At 61.2% G+C, this 17,267-nt stretch carries 14 protein-coding genes; 5 read left to right on the top strand and 9 right to left on the bottom strand.

Annotated features, from left to right (window positions below):
* Positions 1-62 precede the first annotated feature (62 nt).
* Both HCZ30_RS07835 and HCZ30_RS16825 read left to right on the top strand, forming a co-directional pair.
* A complete protein-coding gene (locus HCZ30_RS07835) occupies positions 63-1,958 on the top strand; it encodes a TRAP transporter permease (RefSeq protein ID WP_167637726.1) in 1,896 nt (631 codons plus the stop codon).
* 2 nt (positions 1,959-1,960) lie between these two features.
* A complete protein-coding gene (locus HCZ30_RS16825) occupies positions 1,961-3,034 on the top strand; it encodes an oligogalacturonate lyase family protein (RefSeq protein WP_167637727.1) in 1,074 nt (357 codons plus the stop codon).
* Between the two features lie 9 nt (positions 3,035-3,043).
* Here the strand turns inward: HCZ30_RS16825 and HCZ30_RS07845 are convergent.
* Positions 3,044-3,801 (bottom strand): IS5 family transposase gene (locus HCZ30_RS07845; protein ID WP_167637728.1). Its coding sequence is split into 2 segments (ribosomal slippage): positions 3,044-3,480 and positions 3,480-3,801, totalling 759 coding nucleotides; the frame shifts between segments, so codons are not numbered across the junction.
* Positions 3,802-4,035: 234 nt separating this feature from the next.
* Here HCZ30_RS07845 and HCZ30_RS07850 point away from each other — a divergent pair.
* Complete coding sequence (locus tag HCZ30_RS07850) at positions 4,036-5,463, top strand: SPOR domain-containing protein (RefSeq protein WP_167637729.1); 1,428 nt, start codon at positions 4,036-4,038, stop codon at positions 5,461-5,463.
* Here the strand turns inward: HCZ30_RS07850 and HCZ30_RS07855 are convergent, their stop codons facing one another.
* Entirely contained in the window at positions 5,464-6,483 is a 1,020-nt protein-coding gene (locus HCZ30_RS07855) for a hypothetical protein (RefSeq protein WP_167637730.1), read from the bottom strand.
* Between the two features lie 65 nt (positions 6,484-6,548).
* On the bottom strand, positions 6,549-8,186 hold the full coding sequence (locus tag HCZ30_RS07860; RefSeq protein WP_167637731.1) for an AMP-binding protein: 1,638 nt from the start codon (positions 8,184-8,186) through the stop codon (positions 6,549-6,551).
* Positions 8,187-8,353: 167 nt separating this feature from the next.
* On the opposite strand from HCZ30_RS07860, the gene HCZ30_RS07865 reads away from it, so the two are divergent.
* Together HCZ30_RS07865 and HCZ30_RS07870 are read left to right on the top strand one after the other, a co-directional pair.
* The gene (locus tag HCZ30_RS07865; protein WP_167637732.1) at positions 8,354-9,013 is read left to right on the top strand and encodes a sulfotransferase family 2 domain-containing protein; all 660 of its coding nucleotides are present in this window, start codon (positions 8,354-8,356) and stop codon (positions 9,011-9,013) included.
* A 147-nt stretch (positions 9,014-9,160) separates the two neighbouring features.
* Positions 9,161-9,808, top strand: coding sequence for a Hint domain-containing protein (locus tag HCZ30_RS07870; RefSeq protein WP_167637733.1), 648 nt, complete (start codon positions 9,161-9,163; stop codon positions 9,806-9,808).
* Between the two features lie 2 nt (positions 9,809-9,810).
* Here the strand turns inward: HCZ30_RS07870 and HCZ30_RS07875 are convergent, their stop codons facing one another.
* From HCZ30_RS07875 to HCZ30_RS07900, 6 genes are all read right to left on the bottom strand, one after another.
* Entirely contained in the window at positions 9,811-10,407 is a 597-nt protein-coding gene (locus HCZ30_RS07875) for a hypothetical protein (protein WP_167637734.1), read from the bottom strand.
* A 154-nt stretch (positions 10,408-10,561) separates the two neighbouring features.
* Positions 10,562-12,760, bottom strand: a complete 2,199-nt coding sequence (locus HCZ30_RS07880) for a 3-hydroxyacyl-CoA dehydrogenase NAD-binding domain-containing protein (RefSeq protein ID WP_167637735.1) — start codon at positions 12,758-12,760, stop codon at positions 10,562-10,564.
* Positions 12,761-12,935: 175 nt separating this feature from the next.
* Positions 12,936-14,147, bottom strand: a complete 1,212-nt coding sequence (locus HCZ30_RS07885) for an acetyl-CoA C-acetyltransferase (RefSeq protein ID WP_167637736.1) — start codon at positions 14,145-14,147, stop codon at positions 12,936-12,938.
* Between the two features lie 399 nt (positions 14,148-14,546).
* Positions 14,547-14,759, bottom strand: coding sequence for a hypothetical protein (locus HCZ30_RS07890; protein ID WP_167637737.1), 213 nt, complete (start codon positions 14,757-14,759; stop codon positions 14,547-14,549).
* Between the two features lie 57 nt (positions 14,760-14,816).
* Positions 14,817-16,589, bottom strand: coding sequence for an acyl-CoA dehydrogenase C-terminal domain-containing protein (locus HCZ30_RS07895; protein ID WP_167637738.1), 1,773 nt, complete (start codon positions 16,587-16,589; stop codon positions 14,817-14,819).
* 31 nt (positions 16,590-16,620) lie between these two features.
* Positions 16,621-17,016 carry a MerR family transcriptional regulator gene (locus HCZ30_RS07900; protein WP_167637739.1) on the bottom strand — a complete coding sequence of 132 codons (396 nt, stop codon included), beginning with the start codon at positions 17,014-17,016 and terminating at the stop codon, positions 16,621-16,623.
* Between the last annotated feature and the right edge of the window lie 251 nt (positions 17,017-17,267).

The following is a 17,267-nucleotide window of genomic DNA, read 5'->3' on the forward strand; positions in this document are numbered from 1 at the left end:
CATGGCCGGCACTCTCCGGCCATGCCTTTTCCAATAACGCGAAGTGTTGACTGGAGGAGAACATGAGCGCCTTGCTGACCCAGAGTCCCGCCCGGACCGTCGCCTTCGCGATAGGTATTATCCTGATCGCGTTCCAGGTCTGGCTGCTATTCGAACCGCAGCAACCCTTATTTGAACGCCCCGTCCACCTGGCCGCCACGCTGGTGCTGCTGTTTCTTTACAAACCGCTGAAGTCCAAGGCGCTGCCCCGCGCCCTGCGCATTGCCATCGACGGGCTGCTGATCTTGGGCGCCGTTGCGGTGCTGGGATACTACATCACTGGGTTCGAGCGTCTGACCACACGTATGGAGAACGTCTCGCCGGTCTTCGGTACCGACATCTTCTTCGGTGCGCTGCTGGTGTTTCTGCTGCTCGAAGGGTCGCGCCGCGCGGTCGGTATGATCCTCGTCTGGGTGCTGCTGGCATTCATCGCATATGCCTTCTGGGGCAACGCGCTGCCCGGATGGCTGAACTTCCGCGGGTTCGGGATCGAAGCCGCAACCGAAATTACCACGATGACCACCGCTGGCGTATTGGGCATCACCACCTCGACCTCGGTCAGCTTCGTCTTTTATTTCATCCTCTTCGGGGCCTTCTATTCAGCGGTCGGCGGCGGTCAACTGTTCATCGACCTCGCCATCCGCGCCGCTGGCCGCGCCACTGGCGGAACCGCTAAGGCTGCGATCATCGGGTCCTCGCTGATGGGGTCGATCTCGGGCTCGGCCGTGGCCAATGTTGTCTCCACTGGAGTCTTCACGATCCCGCTGATGAAACGCACTGGCCTGACGCCACATCGCGCCGCGGGTATTGAAGCCATCGCCTCGACCGGGGGGCAACTGATGCCGCCTATCATGGGTGTAGCAGCCTTTGTCATGGCCGAACTGCTTGGCATGCCTTATGCGCAAATCGCCTTGGCCGGCCTGATCCCGGCGCTGGCCTTCTACTTGGCGCTGATCCTAGTAGTCGACCTGTCGGCCCGGCGTGAAGGTGTGCGGGCGCTGAGCGCCGCCGAAGTCTCCGAGACCGAAGCCATCGGTCCCCGTCTGCACCTTATCATCCCGCCGATCTTGCTGATCGGTTTACTGGTAAACGGCTTCTCGGCCTCCTATTCCGCTGTGATCGCCGCCGCGTCGTGCCTGGTGGTCCCCTTCCTGCGACCGACCACGCGGATCGGTGTCAAAGAGGTGACCGAAGCCATGCGCGACGCTCCCAAGCAGGCCGCAGAAGTGGCGGTGCCGATTGCCTCGATCGGGTTGATCATCGCGGTCGCGGTGCAGTCGAACTTGGCGTTGAAGTTCGCGGGATCGCTGCTGTCTCTGTCCGAGGGGTCGATATACCTGTCGCTGATGCTGGCCATGGTAGGCTGTATCGTGATGGGCATGGGCCTACCAACGGTCGCCGCCTATATCATCGGTGCAGTACTATTCGTGCCGGCAATCCAGGAACTCGGTATCGAGCCACTGGCCGCGCACTTCTTCATCTTCTACTACTGCGTGCTGTCGATGGTGACGCCGCCCGTGGCGCTGGCATCGTTTGCGGCTGCAGCGGTTGGGCAGGCTTCGACCGTCAAGACCAGCCTCTCCGCCTTTGGCTTATCGCTAGTGGCCTTTTTCGTGCCCTTCGCTTTTGTCTTTGACCCAGGCGTTCTGGCACAGGGCAGCGCGGCGCATATCGTGTTCAGCGCACTTTCGCTCCTGGCTTCAACCGCGCTCTGGGCCGTGGCCTTTGGCGGATGGGCGGGCAAGCCGCTTGGCTGGCCGATGCGATGCCTGATCGGGGCCACAGGTCTTGTCGCTGTGATCGCGCCCTCTGGCTCGCCGCTCTGGCTGACGGCGCTGGTCGCGGGCTGGGCTCTTACTATCGCCTACGCAGTGCTGTCGCGCCGTAGCCCGCAACGCCTCACCACCCCGGCGGAGTAATTGTGACCAATATTGCCATCAGACCCGAAAGCCGGATCATCCACCAAAATGCCGAGGCCACCCTTCGGCAGGTCACGGACCATCCCTCGATACACCACCATCCGTTTTTCTTCGTGGACGCCTGGGATGCGGCGATGTCCTTCTTGCTTCTGATCTCGCACCGCACTGGCAAGCCTCAGATCTACATTGAGCGGGAACCAGGGGGCGAGCTGACCCAGTTGACGGACGAGCCCGCGCTGGCCGAATGGTCAGTGATCCCCTCCAAGGATGGTCGTTGGATCTACTACGTCGCCGGGCAAGAAGGGAAACGCGTCTCGCCCCGAGACGGAACGGTCGAGAGCCTTGCGTGCTTTGACAGCACTGAAATGCGCGAAGCCGGCATGGTTGGCGCGGCCATGGGCACCACTGCGTTGTCGGCCAGCGGCCGGTATTGGGCGGTGCCTGTCAAGACGGGCGCGGTCAGCCGGTTCTGGATGATCGACACCGAAGCTCAGTCCGCCGATGTTTTCCTCGAGGCCCCGACGATCGGGCATCCGCAGTTCTGTCCCGACGATGAAGACCTGCTCCTTTATGCCGGACCGATGACGGACCGGGTCTGGGTTACGGACCGAGCGGGCAACAACCGGCGCATCTATCAGCGCGAGCACGCCATGCAGTGGGTCACTCACGAGGTTTGGCGCCCGGGACACCGAACGGTTCTCTTCGTGGACTGGCCCAATGGGATGGGCGAGATCGACCCGGAAACCGGCCTCGTGACTGGGATCACCGATTTCCCAGTCTGGCACGGCGCTCCAGACGCGACGGGCTCCCAATTGGTCTGCGACACCAACTTTCCTGATCGCGGGTTGCATTTGCTAGACCTCTCTGGCGCAGAAGCACCACGCTTCCTGACCGAGCCCAAGGCGACTTCGCAGGGCGCCCACTGGGCGCATCCCTTCCCTTACAACAGCGGACCGGTAAAAGTGTACGCACCGCAGCATACCCACCCGCATCCCCGCTTCTCGCCAAACGGAAAGCATGTCGTCTACACGTCCGATGCCAGCGGTCATCCTCAAGTTTTTGTGCTGACGCTTTAGGGTCAGGATTCATAGCCAATAGATGACGAGAACCGCGAGAGCGATGGCTGAGAGGAAGACCTTTGGGCAGCGGTCATAACGGGTGGCAACGCGCCTCCAGTCCTTGAGCCTGCCGAACATGATCTCAATGCGGTTGCGCCGTTTGTATCTCCGTTTGTCATACTGGACCGGCGTCTTGCGTTGTTTCCGGCCGGGGATGCAGGCGCGTATGCCCTTGTCCTGCAACGCTTCTCGAAACCAGTCGGCATCGTAGCCGCGATCACCGAGCAGCCATTTGACGTTTGGTAGGCGACTGAGCAGAGCCCGTGCGCCGATGTAATCACTGACCTGTCCGGCGGTGACGAACAGGTCGATCGGTCGTCCCTGGCTGTCACAGATGGCGTGCAACTTGGTGTTCATGCCGCCTTTGGTTCGACCGATCAGGCGACCACGCCCCCCTTTTTTGCGGCCATGCTGGTCGCCGTTCGGTGGGCCTTGAGGTATGTCGCATCGATCATCACGGTCGTCTTCTCACCGTGTTCCGCCGCCAGTCCGGCCATCATCCGCGCGAAGATGCCCTTTTCGCTCCAACGCTTCCAGCGGCTGTAAAGTGTTTTGTGAGGATCATATGCAGCAGGAGCGTCACGCCAACGCAAGCCATGGCGATTGATGAAGATAATCCCGCTCAGCACCCGCTTGTCATCAACCCGGGGCTTCCCGTGTGACTTGGAAAAGAAGGGAGCCAGACGTGCCATCTGCGCGTCGGTCAGCCAGAAGAGATCGCTCATGTCATCGCTCCGTTTTCGGAGGCGTGAATCGCGCAGCGCAACTGAAATCAATGCATCCTGACCCTAGTGAAATCTACTAATATCCTGTTGAAAAGATTTGTATTTATTCGGAAGTCTGAAAATGACCGAAAAACGCCGCTTGCGCACGCTCTTTCGTGGTCTGGCTTTGGCGTAGACTCTTTACAGAGTCTACTCGCTCGTACATTGTTTCCATGAGATATTTTGGAGACGGGCATGTTGAACTCGCGCTTCGTTGCGGCGGCGGTCATTTCGGTTCTATCGCAGGTCCTGCCTGCATCTGCACAAAGCAGCATCATGGCCGTTCCCGCCGAAATTCCGGCGGCGAGCTACTCCGGCAGCCAGTATGTCGATAGCAAGGGCTGCGTCTTCATCCGCGCGAACATGGCGGGCACTTATAGCTGGGTGCCGCGCCTGACCCGCGATCGCCAACAGCTTTGTGGTTTCCAGCCGACCGGCGGCGCAACGCGCTCGATCGAGGCGGCGAATGCGGCTGCGGCAGCGAGCGCCGAGGTTCTGACGCTTGACCTCGATACGCCAGCCGCGCCGCCCGCACCGGTCCAGGTTCAGGCACCCGCGCCAGTCCGGACGGCGTCGACCTCGGTCGGTGATCCGATCCGCACGGTTGCGTCGATGACCACGCGTCCGGCTACTCCGCCCGTCGCAGTGTCGATCAATGTGCCGTCTGTGACCCCGCAGATCGTGGCTGCGCCCGAGCCGCAGCGCATGACCCTGTCAGAGATTTGCGAGGGCCGCACGGGTATCCAGCGGTCGTACCTCAACGCCGAAACCGGCCAGCCCGTGGACTGCGGCCCTGCGCCTGTGGTTGCGACCGTTGCGCCTGCGCCCGTGGCGAACGGCTGTGATACCTCGGCGCATATGAACTCGCGCTACGCCGTGCGCTGCGGTCCGCAGACCCAGCCGATCCGCGCAGGCGGTGCGACCGTTCCCGCCAGCAATCCCGTGCTCGAATTCAACCGTACGCCGCCGAGCGTTTCGACGGTCTCGGTAGCGCCGACCGTGGTGGCTCCTGTCGTGACCGTGGCCCCGACCGTGACTGTCACCGCGCCCGTCGTGATCGCACCGACCCAAGCCGCGCCTTCGGCTTCGTCGTGCAGCGGCTTTGACGATGTGAGCTCGCGCTACATGGCAGGGGCGGTCCGTTGCGGTCCGCAGACCGTGTCGCCGTCGGGCGCCTCTTCGCTGGGCTACAAGACCTCCAGCCTTTTCGGCGCTGACATTCCGGCATCCAACCCGACCTCTGGCACCTACCGCGTGGGCGACCATCCGGCGGGCTACGAGACAGCTTGGGATGACGGTCGTTTGAACCCGAACCGCGGCATTCCGGCAGCAACGGCGCAGGTCGTCATTTCGACCCGTACGGCTCCGGTCGCGTCAGCTGCCGCTGTTGCGACCTCGCACCGCTTTGTGCAGGTCGGCACCTATGCGGTGTCAGCGAATGCACAGGCTGCGATGGCGCGCCTTCAGTCGATGGGCTATCCGGTGTCGAACGGAACGGTGCGTTCCAATGGTCAGAATATGACCGTCGTCGCAGCAGGTCCGTTCAGCAACGCCGCCGCGCTGCGCGGTGCGCTTCAATCGGTTCGCGCGGCTGGCTACGCCGACGCGTTTACGCGCGGCTGATTACCGACCACAGATATTCTGGAGCGCAACCCAGTCGCCATCCGACAGGATGAGCGGCGCTTGCGCGGCATTTACCGGATCGGCAGCGATCAAGTTGGCGGTCGTGTTGCCGGTCTCGTCCACTGCGTAAGCGTAGGGCTTGGTCGAGATCTGGGCATTTTCGAACGCCGCGAGCATCTGGTTCAGCGAGGGCTGGGGCAGGTCTTCGTTCGTCATCGACAGCGCGTATTCACGCAGCGCGTTGCTGTCGATCTCGCCCGTGGTGAGCAGGTGGAACGTCTCGAACAGGCCGATGTGGCTGAGCACTTCGGCCAGCGGGTCATTCTCTGCGCGGATGCGCTCCGCGGCGATCAGGTAGCCGGCGGCAACGGCGGGATCCTCGTGGTTTTCAACCAGCGAACGGTTCAGAACGGTGATGTTACCAGGCAGGGCGAGGACGGCAGGTACCTCTTCGGGCAGGATCACGACCTGCGCGTCGGAATTGTTCGGAAGGGCGCGTGACTTCAGGCGGTTCAGCGAAAGCAGGCCGCGCGGGTTGCGGCACGCAGTGCCAGAGACCCGCTGAAGATGGCCGAGGATCGTTGCGCCGATTTCCTCGCGCTTGGCCATTGGAACGGCCTCGACCGCTTGGTGGCGGAGCAGCGGAGGCACAGTGAACGCGCCCGCGACGATGGCCAGCAGAAGGATACCCCTGATCCAGCCCTTACGGCGCGGAGCATTCGTCGGACGGCGGCGGGCGATGCTGTCGCGGACGGTCTCGATCGCCTCGACCATCGTTTCATCCTCGATCTCCAGCACTTCAAAGGCATCGCTATCGGGCGAGTAGAGCGCAGGCATCTCGGTGCCGTTCAGGCGCATCGTGGCGGGCAGGGACCAGTGGGTGAGGGGCTGACCGCTGGTGTCGCGGATGATCAGCGACGCATCACCGAACGATACAACGACCTCGAATGGCGCGTCGTCCTTCGACGGGCGCCAGTATCCGGTGCTTTCAAGTCGTGCGTAGCGTGTAAGTGCGGTCATCTGCTTTGTTATTTTTGTCCCACCCCTTTGAAGTGCATCCAACAAGGGGGTGGGTCAAGGGCAGTTTAAGCAGACTCTACCATTGCGCGAGCCTTGGCGCGCAGTTCGAACTTCTGGATTTTGCCGGTCGAGGTCTTGGGAAGTTCCTCGAACAGCACCTTTTTCGGGGTCTTGAAGCCTGCCAGACGGGAACGGACGTGCGCGATGAGGTCGGCATCGGTCGCCTCGGCACCTTCTTTGAGTTCGACGAAGGCGCAGGGCACTTCGCCCCACTTTTCATCAGGCATTGCGACCACGGCGCAAAGGTTGACGGCGGGATGGTGCATCAGCGCGCCTTCGACTTCGACCGAAGAGATATTCTCGCCGCCCGAGATGATGATGTCTTTGGCGCGGTCAGCGATCTGCATGTAGCCGTTGGGGTGCTGGATTGCGAGGTCTTCGGAATGGAAGTACCCGCCGCGGAAGGCTTTCTCGGTCGCTTCGGGGTTCTTGTAGTAGCCCTTCATCACCGAGTTGCCGCGCATCACGATCTCGCCCTGCGTGGTGGCGTCCATCGGGATCTGCTGCACGTTTTCATCGACCACGGTGATGTGTTCGTTCATCGGCATGGAGACACCCTGACGGGCCTTGATCGCGGCTTGTTCGTCGGCTGGCAGGGCCTCCCATGCGGGGTCCCATGTGCATTCGGTGGCGGGGCCGTAGGTTTCGGTCAGGCCGTAGACCTGCGTGATATTGAACCCGAGTTTTCCGACAGCGGCGAGCGTTGCGGCAGCGGGCGGTGCGCCTGCGGTGAACACCTCGACCGTGTGGTCGAATTCGCGGCGGTCCTCTGCCTTCGCGTTGACGATCAGGTTCAGAACGATGGGCGCGCCGCCGAAGTGGGTGACGCCCTCATCGGCGATGGCGTTGTAGATCGCCTTGGCCGTCACGTCGCGACAGCAGACGACCGCACCGCCGAGCGCTGGGATCATCCAGACGTGGCACCAGTTGTTGCAGTGGAACAGCGGCACGATGGTCAGGTAGCGCGGGTAAAGCGTCATGCGCCACGAAATCGGCGTGGCCATCGTGATGAGGTATGCGCCGCGGTGGTGGTAGACCACGCCCTTGGGGCGGCCCGTGGTGCCGGAGGTGTAGTTGAGCGCGATGCTCTCCCATTCGTCCTCGGGCATGATCCACTGGAAGTCGAGATCGCCGGTTTTCAGGAAATCCTCGTAGTCCATCTGGTTGCCGAGGTGCGGCACGCCCGCGACGTCATCTGGCACTTCGATCACGAGCGGGGCGGGGCCCTCCATGCGGTCGATGGCTTCCATGCAGACCGGAATGAACTGGCTGTCGCACAGGATGATCTTCGCTTCGCCATGGTCGAAGATGTAGGCGATGGTGTCCACGTCGAGGCGGATGTTGATCGTGTTGAGCACGCCGCCCGTTGCGGGCACGGCCCATGTCGCTTCGACGTGGGCGGGGACGTTCGGCAGGATGGTGGCGACCACATCACCCGGTTTGATGCCAGCCTTCACCAGCGCGGAGGCAAGGCGCGTGACCCGTTCATGCATCTGGGCGTAGGTGTAGCGATGATGGCCGTAGACAAGCGCGTCGCGGTCAGGAAACACCCGCTTGGCGCGGGTCAGATGGCTGAGAGGCGTGAGCGGCACATAGTTCGCTTCACGTTTGTCCAAACCTGTTTCATCGGCCATCCAGCCCATGTCTGCTCTCCCGTACTAGAATGATAACAAACGGCATCCTCCCACGCCGTCGCAACGATGTTGCCGCAACGCGGCACTGAAAGCTACTAATGTTTTGCGCGCGATGCCGCGTCGGGCGGACGCATGCACGATTGCGCATGGTTCGGCTGATCGGATAGCAATGCGGTATGATTATCTCGCGCGGGCGCCGCTACATCTTTGTCCACATTCCCAAGACGGGCGGCACCGCGATGGCTCTTGCGTTGGAGCAGCGGGCCAAGGCGGACGACATCCTGATCGGTGACACGCCGAAAGCACAAAATCGCAAACGCAGGGTGAAGGATCTGAAGCCTGCGGGGCGGCTGTGGAAGCACTCCACGCTGGCGGATATCGACGGGGTGGTGACGCCGGAAGAGATGGACGGGATGTTCATTTTTACCCTCGTGCGCAATCCGTGGGACAGGCTGGTGAGTTATTACCACTGGCTGCGGGAGCAGTCGTTCGACCATCCTGCGGTCATTGCGGCGAAGGCAGTGAACTTCGAAGCGTTCCTTCACAGGCCCGAAATCCAAGCTTCCATCGCGGCCAATCCCTACGGAAAATACCTGACCGATGCGGCGGGGTGCGAGCGGTGTTCGGCCTATCTGAGGCTGGAAAACCTCGCCGAGGATATGGCGCCTCTGGCGGCTCATCTGGGCTTTGTTCCGGACATGCCCGTGGCCAACTCCTCCGAGCGCAACCGCGACTGGCGGCCGTATTATTCGGACGACACCGCTGCCATCGTAGCGCGAATCTGTGCGGCAGATGCTCAAAAGTTCAGCTACAGCTTTGACGTGCTTGGTGCGTGATCGCGCTCAATCAGTCTATGTGAGCGGTGCTCTGTGCAACAATAGAAACCATTGCCCTGAAACTGCCCGATTTGCGCTGAATTGCTGACCTACTGAGAAGGTCAACTGGGATTAACCAAATTTGATTCACATTTAAGGACAATTCAGATGTTCGCCTGGAATGACGAGACGTGGGGCATCGCCGCCAACGTCAATGGTCAATCCCTTACCCTCCCGGAGATCGGTCATGGATTTATGACCGGCTCCACTATCGCTACGCCTAACGGCTGGCGCTTTGTCGAAGCACTCTCGGTGGGAGACGAGGTGATGACCTTCGACGGCGGTGCGCAGCGGATCGTCGATATCCGCCGCCACTACATTTACACTCACGAGAGCCACGACCAGATCGAGTACTGGCCGATCCACGTGCCGACAGGCGCGCTTTCGAACCTCAAAGACATGATGCTGCTGCCCAATCAGGCGGTGATGATCGAAAGCGATGCTGCAGAGGAAGTATACGGCGATCCCTTCGCTCTCGTTCCTGCTGCCTCGCTCGAAGGTCTGCGCAAGATCGCTCGCGTCAAACCGAGCCCGCGCGTGGAGGTTATTTCACTCTCCTGCGCGCGTGACCAGATCCTGTTCACCAACGGCAACACCCTGTGCCTCTGCCGTAAGAGCCGTGACATGATGGACGAGCTGTTCGGACGCGATCAGAGCTACCGCATCCTGCCGATGGATCAGGCCGAACTGCTGGTCGACCTGATGGAAATCGACGACGGTCTCATCGCAAGCGGCCAAGGCCACCTGCGCGCCTGAGCTTAGAACTGGTAGCCGAAGGTTACCGACAGATACGGTATCGCCGCCATATCGGACAGGTCGCTGTTCAGGTCGGCGATATCGCTTTGCACAGCCGGATCGGACGAGGTGGACGACGCTTCGAGCTGGGCACCGATGGCACCGAGTTCGCCTGCGAGCGTGTAGCCGCTGTTCCACTGCTTGCGGTAGCCTGCGGTAATGACGGGCGCGATGCTGCGGTCGAACGCGATGGTGCCTGTGTAGGTCTCGTCGTCGTAGAATGTGCCTTCGATCTCGCCCTTGGTCATGAACATGCCGAGCGAAAGGCGGAAGCCGCTCTGTTTCCAGTAATAGTCGGCCATCAGGCCATATCCGCCGAGGCTGTCGTTGCCCTCGACCAGAACGCTGTCGCCGTCGTCCTCATAGGTTTCGCTGGTCGACATGGTCAGAACGCCCGCACCGAAGCCGCGCAGATCAAGACCCGGCTGGATGGCGTAGGTACCTTCGACCTGGGTGCCGAACGAGGACACACCGCTGGCGTAGCCCCAGTCTTCGATACCTTGGGCATGGATGGTGGTTGCAGCCATGAGTGCGGCTGCCGTGAATGCGGCAAGTTTCATGCTCGGTCCCTCACATTTTCTTTTTATTGATGAGAAGGATTAGTCTGTGCCGCGCGCGTTGATAACAGGTTTGAGTTAAGCGCCGTGAGAAACCCTATTCTTGTGGTTTCCACGCCATAGCAAAAGGGCGACCCGTGGGCCGCCCTTTGTTCGTTTATGCCGCTTGGGCTTTGGCTGCGTTGCCGTAGAAGGTCTGGTCCTTCTCGGCCATGTCGCGCAGCAACTGCGGGCAGGCGAAGCGGGCGCCGTAAGTTTCTGCCAGCTGATCGCAACGCTCTGCCGCGTAGGGCGAGCCCAGCATGTCCAGCCACGAGAACGGACCGCCCGACCACGGGGCATAGCCCCAGCCGAGGATCGCGCCGACGTCGCCTTCGCGGATGTCCATCAGCACGCCTTCCTCCAGCGCGCGGACGGCTTCGAGGGTCTGAACGAACATCAGGCGGTGCTGGACTTCGATCAGGTCGGGCTGCTCTTCGGCGACGGGGTACTTGGCTTCGAGGCCATCCCAGAGGCCGGTGCGCTTGCCCTTGTCATCGTAGCCGTAGAAACCCGAACCGGACTTGCGGCCCAGACGGTTCTGATCGGCCATCCAGAAAAGAACCTCGTCCACTTCGCCGTCGGGGTAGTCGTCACCCATCGCAGCGCGGGTCGCCTTGGCGATCTTTACGCCGAGGTCGATGGAGGTCTCGTCTACGAGCTGGAGCGGGCCGAGCGGCATACCCATCAGCTTGGCAGCGTTTTCGATGAGGGCGGGCTCGACGCCTTCCTTCACCATGCGGATGCCTTCGTTGATATACGGGATGATGCAGCGGTTCGCATAGAAAAAGCGCGCGTCATTAACCACGATCGGGGTCTTGCGGATCTGGCGCACGTAGTCGAGCGCTTTGGCCGTCGCGCGGTCGCCGGTTTCCTTGCCCTTGATGATCTCCACCAGCAGCATCTTGTCGACGGGGCTGAAGAAGTGGATGCCGATGAACTGCTCGGGGCGGCTGGATGCCTTGGCGAGCATGGTGATCGGCAGGGTCGAGGTGTTGGTCGCGAAGATGCAGTCGTCACCGACGATGGCTTCGACCTTCTGGGTCATCTCGCCCTTGATCTTCGGGTCTTCGAACACGGCTTCGACGATCAGGTCACAACCCTTCAGCGCGTCAAGGTCGGAGGTCGCGTTGATACGGCCCAGAACTTCCTCTTTCTTCTCGGCAGTGACCTTCTTGCGGCTCATGCCCTTATCGAGGATGCCTTCGGCGTAAGATTTACCCTTGTCGGCGGCTTCCTGATCGCGGTCGATCAGCACGACCTCGATACCTGCGTTGGCCGAGACGTAGGCAATGCCCGCACCCATCATACCCGCGCCCAGAACGCCGACTTTCTTGACCTTCTGGTCGTCGACGGCAGGACGGTTCGCGCCTTTCTCCAGCGCCTCTTTGTTGATGAAGAGGCTACGGATCATGTTGGCCGACGACGGGTTCATCAGGATGTTAGTGAACCAGCGCGCTTCGATCTTGAGCGCGGTATCGAACGGCACCAGCGCGCCTTCGTAGACCGCCGACAGCAGCGCCTTGGCGGCAGGATAGACGCCTTGGGTGTTGCCGTTAACCATCGCAGAAGCACCGACAAAGGTCATGAAACCAGCGGGGTGGTAAGGCGCGCCGCCGGGCATCTTGTAGCCTTTGGCATCCCACGGCTTGACCAGATCGGCTTCCTTGGCGTTCAGAACCCATTCCTTCGCCTTGGCGATCAGTTCGTCGGCAGAAACAACCTCGTCGATGATACCCATCGACTTGGCTTTTTTGGGATCGCTCAGCTTGCCTTCGAGCAGGATGGGCGAAGCACCCATGGCGCCCAGCTTGCGCGACAGGCGGGTGGTGCCGCCAGCGCCCGGGAAGATGCCGACCTTGATTTCCGGCAGGCCGATCTTGGCCTTCGGATTGTCGGCGGCAAAGATGCGGTGCGTGGAGAGCGGCAGTTCCAGACCAATACCCAGCGCAGTGCCGGGCAGGGCGGCTGCAATCGGCTTGCCGCCTTTCTTGGTCTTCAGGTCCATGCCTGCCAGTTCCATCTTACGCATGATGCCGTGGATGCGCATGATGCCGTCGAAAAGGCCCTTGGCCGGATCGTCGCCCGCCATTTCCTTCATCTTGGCGATGACGTTGAGGTCCATGCCGCCCGCAAAGGTGTCTTTGCCAGAGGTCAGAACGATTCCCTTGACTGCCTCGTCAGCCAGTGCGGCATCGAGCAGCCCTTCGAATTCGTCCCAGCCGTCCAGCGACATGACGTTCATGGATTTGTTGGGTACGTCCCACGTGATGACGGCAACGCCGTCACCGTCTACGGACATCGTAAATTCGTTCATGATTTCCTCCCGAAGTCAGGATCTGAATTTGAAAGCGCCGTCGCCCCGCCACGGATCTGCTGAGCCTGGGCCTGCGCTGAAATGTTGGTCGATGCAGCGATGGCGCGCGGCTGTCGTCCCGCGATGAGCTCGTCACCGCGTTGACCAACAGATGTGCCGCGCGCGCAGGCCACAATCAGATACGCTCGATAATGGTGGCTGCACCCATGCCGGACGCGATGCAGAGGGTCGCGAGGCCCGTGCCCTTGCCCGAACGCTCAAGCTCGTCCAGCAGCGTGCCGATGATGATCGCGCCGGTCGCACCGAGCGGGTGCCCCATCGCGATCGAGCCGCCGTTGACGTTGACCTTGCTGTCATCGACGTTGAATGCCTGCATGAAGCGTAGAACGACCGACGCGAACGCTTCGTTCACTTCGAAGAGGTCGATGTCGTTGATCGACATGCCGCTGTCCTTGAGGATCTTTTCAGTCACCGGAACCGGACCCGTCAGCATGATGGTCGGATCGGTGCCGATCTTGGCCGTCGCGCGGATGCGGGCGCGGGGCTTCAGGCCCCACTTCTCGCCGAATTCCTTGTTGCCGATCAGAATACCGGCGGAACCGTCCACAATGCCGGACGAGTTGCCTGCGTGATGGATGTGGTTGATCCGCTCGAGGTGCGGGTACTTCATCAGCGCGACCTTGTCGAAGCCGGGCATGACCTCGCCCATTTCCTTGAAGGACGCTTTGAGCGAGCCGAGCGCCTGCATGTCTGTACCGGGACGCATGTATTCGTCATGATCGAGGATCGCGATGCCGTTCTGGTCGCGTACCGTGATGACCGACTTGGCAAAACGGTTGTCATCCCAAGCGGCTTTTGCGCGGCGCTGCGATTCAACGGCCAGCGCGTCGGCGTCGTCACGGCTGAAGCCATACTCGGTCGCGATGATGTCGGCCGAAATGCCCTGCGGAACAAAGTAGGTGTCCATCGCAACGCTCGGATCGACGGCAATCGCCGCACCGTCCGAACCCATCGCCACGCGGCCCATCATCTCGACGCCGCCGGCGATGTAGGCTTCGCCTGCGCCGCCTTTGACCTGATTGGCAGCAAGGTTCACGGCTTCCATGCCAGAGGCGCAGAAACGGTTGATCGCGAGACCGGGGATCGACTGGTCGAGGTTCGACGCCAGAACTGCGGTACGCGCCAGACAGCCGCCCTGTTCGGCTACTTGGGTGACGTTGCCCCAGATCACGTCTTCTACGGCGTGACCTTCGAGGCCATTGCGTTCCTGAAGCGCGTTGAGCACCTGCGACGACAGGCGGACGCTGGTCACCTCATGTAGCGCGCCATCCTTGCGGCCCTTGCCGCGCGGCGTGCGAACGGCGTCATAAATATAGGCTTCGGTCATAAGTTCCTCCTCGGACCCGCCCCGAATTGAAAGCGGCGGGCGTAAATGGATCGTTCGTTCAGTCTGCCGGCAAGTGGCGGTCTGCTATTTGCGGACCTCTCCGCTGCCGGAAAAGGAGAGCCGGGGATTTTCCACCCCCGGACCCCCGGAAGGTATTTGTGTCAGAATGAAGAGCGCCTTGACCCTTCATTAACCTTGCCCTGCCATGTTCGGCTTGCGGTACAGGCCGAGGGGCCGATGACCGTTCAGAGTGAAGCTCTGCCTCGCGCGCCGCCTGTTGGTTCTGGCGTTGCGGGGCAGGGTGCGCCCTCGTCTTCATTCTGACAGAAATACCTCGGGGGACGCCTCCGTAGGAGGCGGGGGGCAGAGCCCCCGGCAAGGTATCAATCTGCCCGAAGGTCACCGTTTTCGTGCCTCGAGTTCCGAGTTGAACAAACGCAGCCGTGCAGCGAGGTTTTCGCCGTTCGTGACGCTTTCGAAGTTCTCGAACAGGAACGAAAGCGCCTCGCCCTCATCCAGACCTGCTTGTTGCGCGAACTTGCGCAGGCGGCGGTAGCCGTCCTCGGTCATCGACACCGGAAAGCGGCGGGTCAGGCGGAAGCGTTTGGGCATGGGCGTCTCCTTTGATGTTTTGGCGGGCCGGAGGGGACTCGGGCCCGCCTGTCCACCTTAGAAGTGGTCTGCGGACAATGCCATGACAGGCTCGGCACCGCTTTCGATGCGTGCGAGGTGCATCGCACAAGCGGGCAGGTGGCGTGCCATGTAGTATTTGCCGGTCGCGATCTTCGTCTCGTAAAACGCGGTGTCCGATGCGCCGCCGTCGAGGGCTGCGTAGGACGCGGCCGCCATACGGGTCCACATCAGGCCGAGGCAGACATGGCCCATCATGGTCATGAAGTCGTACGAGCCGGAGAGGGCGTTGTTCGGGTTCTTCATGCCGTTCTGCATGAAGTACATGCCCGCCGCCTGAAGCTGCTTCGACGCGCCTTTGAGGGCGTCGGTGAACGGCTTCATGCGTTCGTCCTCGTGCTGCTTGCACTCGTTTTTGACCATCTCAAAGAAGGCCATGACGTGCTTGCCGCCGTCCTGCGCCAGCTTGCGGCCGACGAGGTCGAGGGCCTGAATGCCGTTCGCGCCCTCGTAGATCATGGTGATACGGGCATCGCGGGCGTATTGGGACATGCCCCATTCTTCGATGTAGCCGTGGCCGCCGTAGACCTGCTGCGCCTGGCTCGCCATTTCGAACCCTTTGTCGGTCTGGAAGCCTTTGATGACCGGCGTCAGAAGCGACACGAGGCCCAGAGCTTCCGCATCATTCGAGCGGTGCGCCTTGTCGATCAGCATCGCGCCCCAATATGTCAGCGCGCGCGCGCCTTCGACAAAGGACTTCTGGTCCATCAGGTTGCGGCGGATGTCGGGGTGGACGATCAGCGGATCGGCCGGACCTTCGGGGTTCTCTGCGCCGGTGACGGCACGGCCCTGAAGGCGGTCCTTGGCGTAGGCAACCGCGTTCTGGTAGGCGATCTCGGCCTGCGCATAGCCCTGAAGGCCGACGCCCAGACGGGCTTCGTTCATCATGGTGAACATGGCGCGCATACCCTTGTGGGCTTCGCCGAGCAGGTAGCCGGTCGCACCGTCGTAGTTCATCACGCAGGTGGCGTTGCCGTGGATGCCCATCTTTTCTTCGACCTTGCCGACCGACACCGCGTTGCGGTCACCGAGTGAGCCGTCGTCGTTGACGATGAACTTGGGCACGATGAAGAGCGAAACGCCCTTGATGCCTTCAGGGCCGCCGGGAATCTTGGCCAGAACGAGGTGGATGATGTTGTCGGCCATGTCGTGGTCGCCGGCAGAGATGAAGATCTTCTGGCCGGTAACTTTGTAGCTGCCGTCATCCTGCGGTTCCGCCTTGGTGCGCATCAGACCCAGATCGGTGCCGCAGTGCGGTTCGGTCAGGTTCATGGTGCCGGTCCATTCGCAGGACACCATCTTGGGCAGGAATTTCGCCTTCTGTTCGTCCGAGCCGTGGGCGTGGATGGCCGAGTAGGCGCCGTGGGTCAGGCCCTGATACATGTTGAAGGCCATGTTGGCCGAAACGAACGGTTCCTGAACTGCGGTGTTCATCAGATAGGGAAGGCCCTGGCCGCCATACTCCGGATCGCAATCCAGCGCGGTCCAGCCGCCTTCCTTCATCTGCTCGAAGGCTTCCTTGAAGCCTTCGGGGGTGCGGACGACGCCGTTTTCCAGCGTCACGCCTTGCTGGTCGCCGATGACGTTCAGCGGTGCCAGTACCTCGGAAGCGAGTTTGCCTGCTTCTTCGAGGACGGCCGCTGTGAAATCGCGATCCAGCTCGTCGTATCCGGGGGTGTCTTGCTCCGATGCCTTCAGAAGATCATGCAGTACAAACTGGATGTCCTTGGTCGGTGCGGTAAAGCTGGGCATTCGTTCCTTCTCCTCGCCTTGCGGGGAAGGTTTACGCTGCCTCCCCCCCTTTGAGTTTGGCCAGATGTTCGCGGCCCCACTCGATCTGTTGTTTCAAATCCTCGATGGCTGTTTCGAGCTCAGCCTTCTGGGATTCCATTTCTGCAAGATGGCGCTTGGCCACCTCGTATGTCCGTTCGAGCTGCGTCTCCTGCTGGTCGTCCAGTTCGTACAGGTCCAGAAGTTGCCGGATCTCTTCGAGAGAGAAACCGAAACGCTTGCCACGCAGAATGAGTTTCAGGCGGGCGCGGTCACGGCGGGTAAACAGGCGTTTCTGGCCTTCGCGGATCGGGAACAGCAGCTCCTTTGCTTCGTAGAACCGCAGGGTGCGCGGAGTGACGTCGAACGTCTCGCACATCTCACGGATCGATAAGATCTCTTCAGTCATCATATGTCGTCTCACAGATGTTTAGCGATGAAGCCGGTCATCTGCTGCCGACATCACCATCCTACAAGTCAGGTTTACCCGAACGTAAACGAAACGCTGCGTCACAAACCCAAGTGACGAAAGGTCAAAAAAGGTACCGTAGGGGAATGCGAAATATCATGAGCGCCGGAAAGCGCAATATTTAACGGTGAAACAAGATTCTCACGATTTCTCGATCAGTCGAGCGCCCCTCGGACGGCCGGGGCCGTCTC

The organism is Marivivens donghaensis (assembly GCF_011806565.1).
Classification (GTDB): domain Bacteria; phylum Pseudomonadota; class Alphaproteobacteria; order Rhodobacterales; family Rhodobacteraceae; genus Marivivens; species Marivivens donghaensis_A.

Excerpts from the sequence above, each read along its gene's own strand:
- HCZ30_RS07885 (WP_167637736.1), bottom strand. The coding sequence starts at position 14,147 with ATGACCGAAGCCTATATTTATGACGCCGTTCGCACGCCGCGCGGCAAG.
- HCZ30_RS07880 (WP_167637735.1), bottom strand. The coding sequence starts at position 12,760 with ATGAACGAATTTACGATGTCCGTAGACGGTGACGGCGTTGCCGTCATC.
- HCZ30_RS07875 (WP_167637734.1), bottom strand. The coding sequence starts at position 10,407 with ATGAAACTTGCCGCATTCACGGCAGCCGCACTCATGGCTGCAACCACC.
- HCZ30_RS07835 (WP_167637726.1), top strand. The coding sequence starts at position 63 with ATGAGCGCCTTGCTGACCCAGAGTCCCGCCCGGACCGTCGCCTTCGCG.
- HCZ30_RS07855 (WP_167637730.1), bottom strand. The coding sequence starts at position 6,483 with ATGACCGCACTTACACGCTACGCACGACTTGAAAGCACCGGATACTGG.
- HCZ30_RS07865 (WP_167637732.1), top strand. The coding sequence starts at position 8,354 with ATGATTATCTCGCGCGGGCGCCGCTACATCTTTGTCCACATTCCCAAG.
- HCZ30_RS07890 (WP_167637737.1), bottom strand. The coding sequence starts at position 14,759 with ATGCCCAAACGCTTCCGCCTGACCCGCCGCTTTCCGGTGTCGATGACC.
- HCZ30_RS07850 (WP_167637729.1), top strand. The coding sequence starts at position 4,036 with ATGTTGAACTCGCGCTTCGTTGCGGCGGCGGTCATTTCGGTTCTATCG.
- HCZ30_RS07900 (WP_167637739.1), bottom strand. The coding sequence starts at position 17,016 with ATGACTGAAGAGATCTTATCGATCCGTGAGATGTGCGAGACGTTCGAC.
- HCZ30_RS07895 (WP_167637738.1), bottom strand. The coding sequence starts at position 16,589 with ATGCCCAGCTTTACCGCACCGACCAAGGACATCCAGTTTGTACTGCAT.
- HCZ30_RS07870 (WP_167637733.1), top strand. The coding sequence starts at position 9,161 with ATGTTCGCCTGGAATGACGAGACGTGGGGCATCGCCGCCAACGTCAAT.
- HCZ30_RS07860 (WP_167637731.1), bottom strand. The coding sequence starts at position 8,186 with ATGGGCTGGATGGCCGATGAAACAGGTTTGGACAAACGTGAAGCGAAC.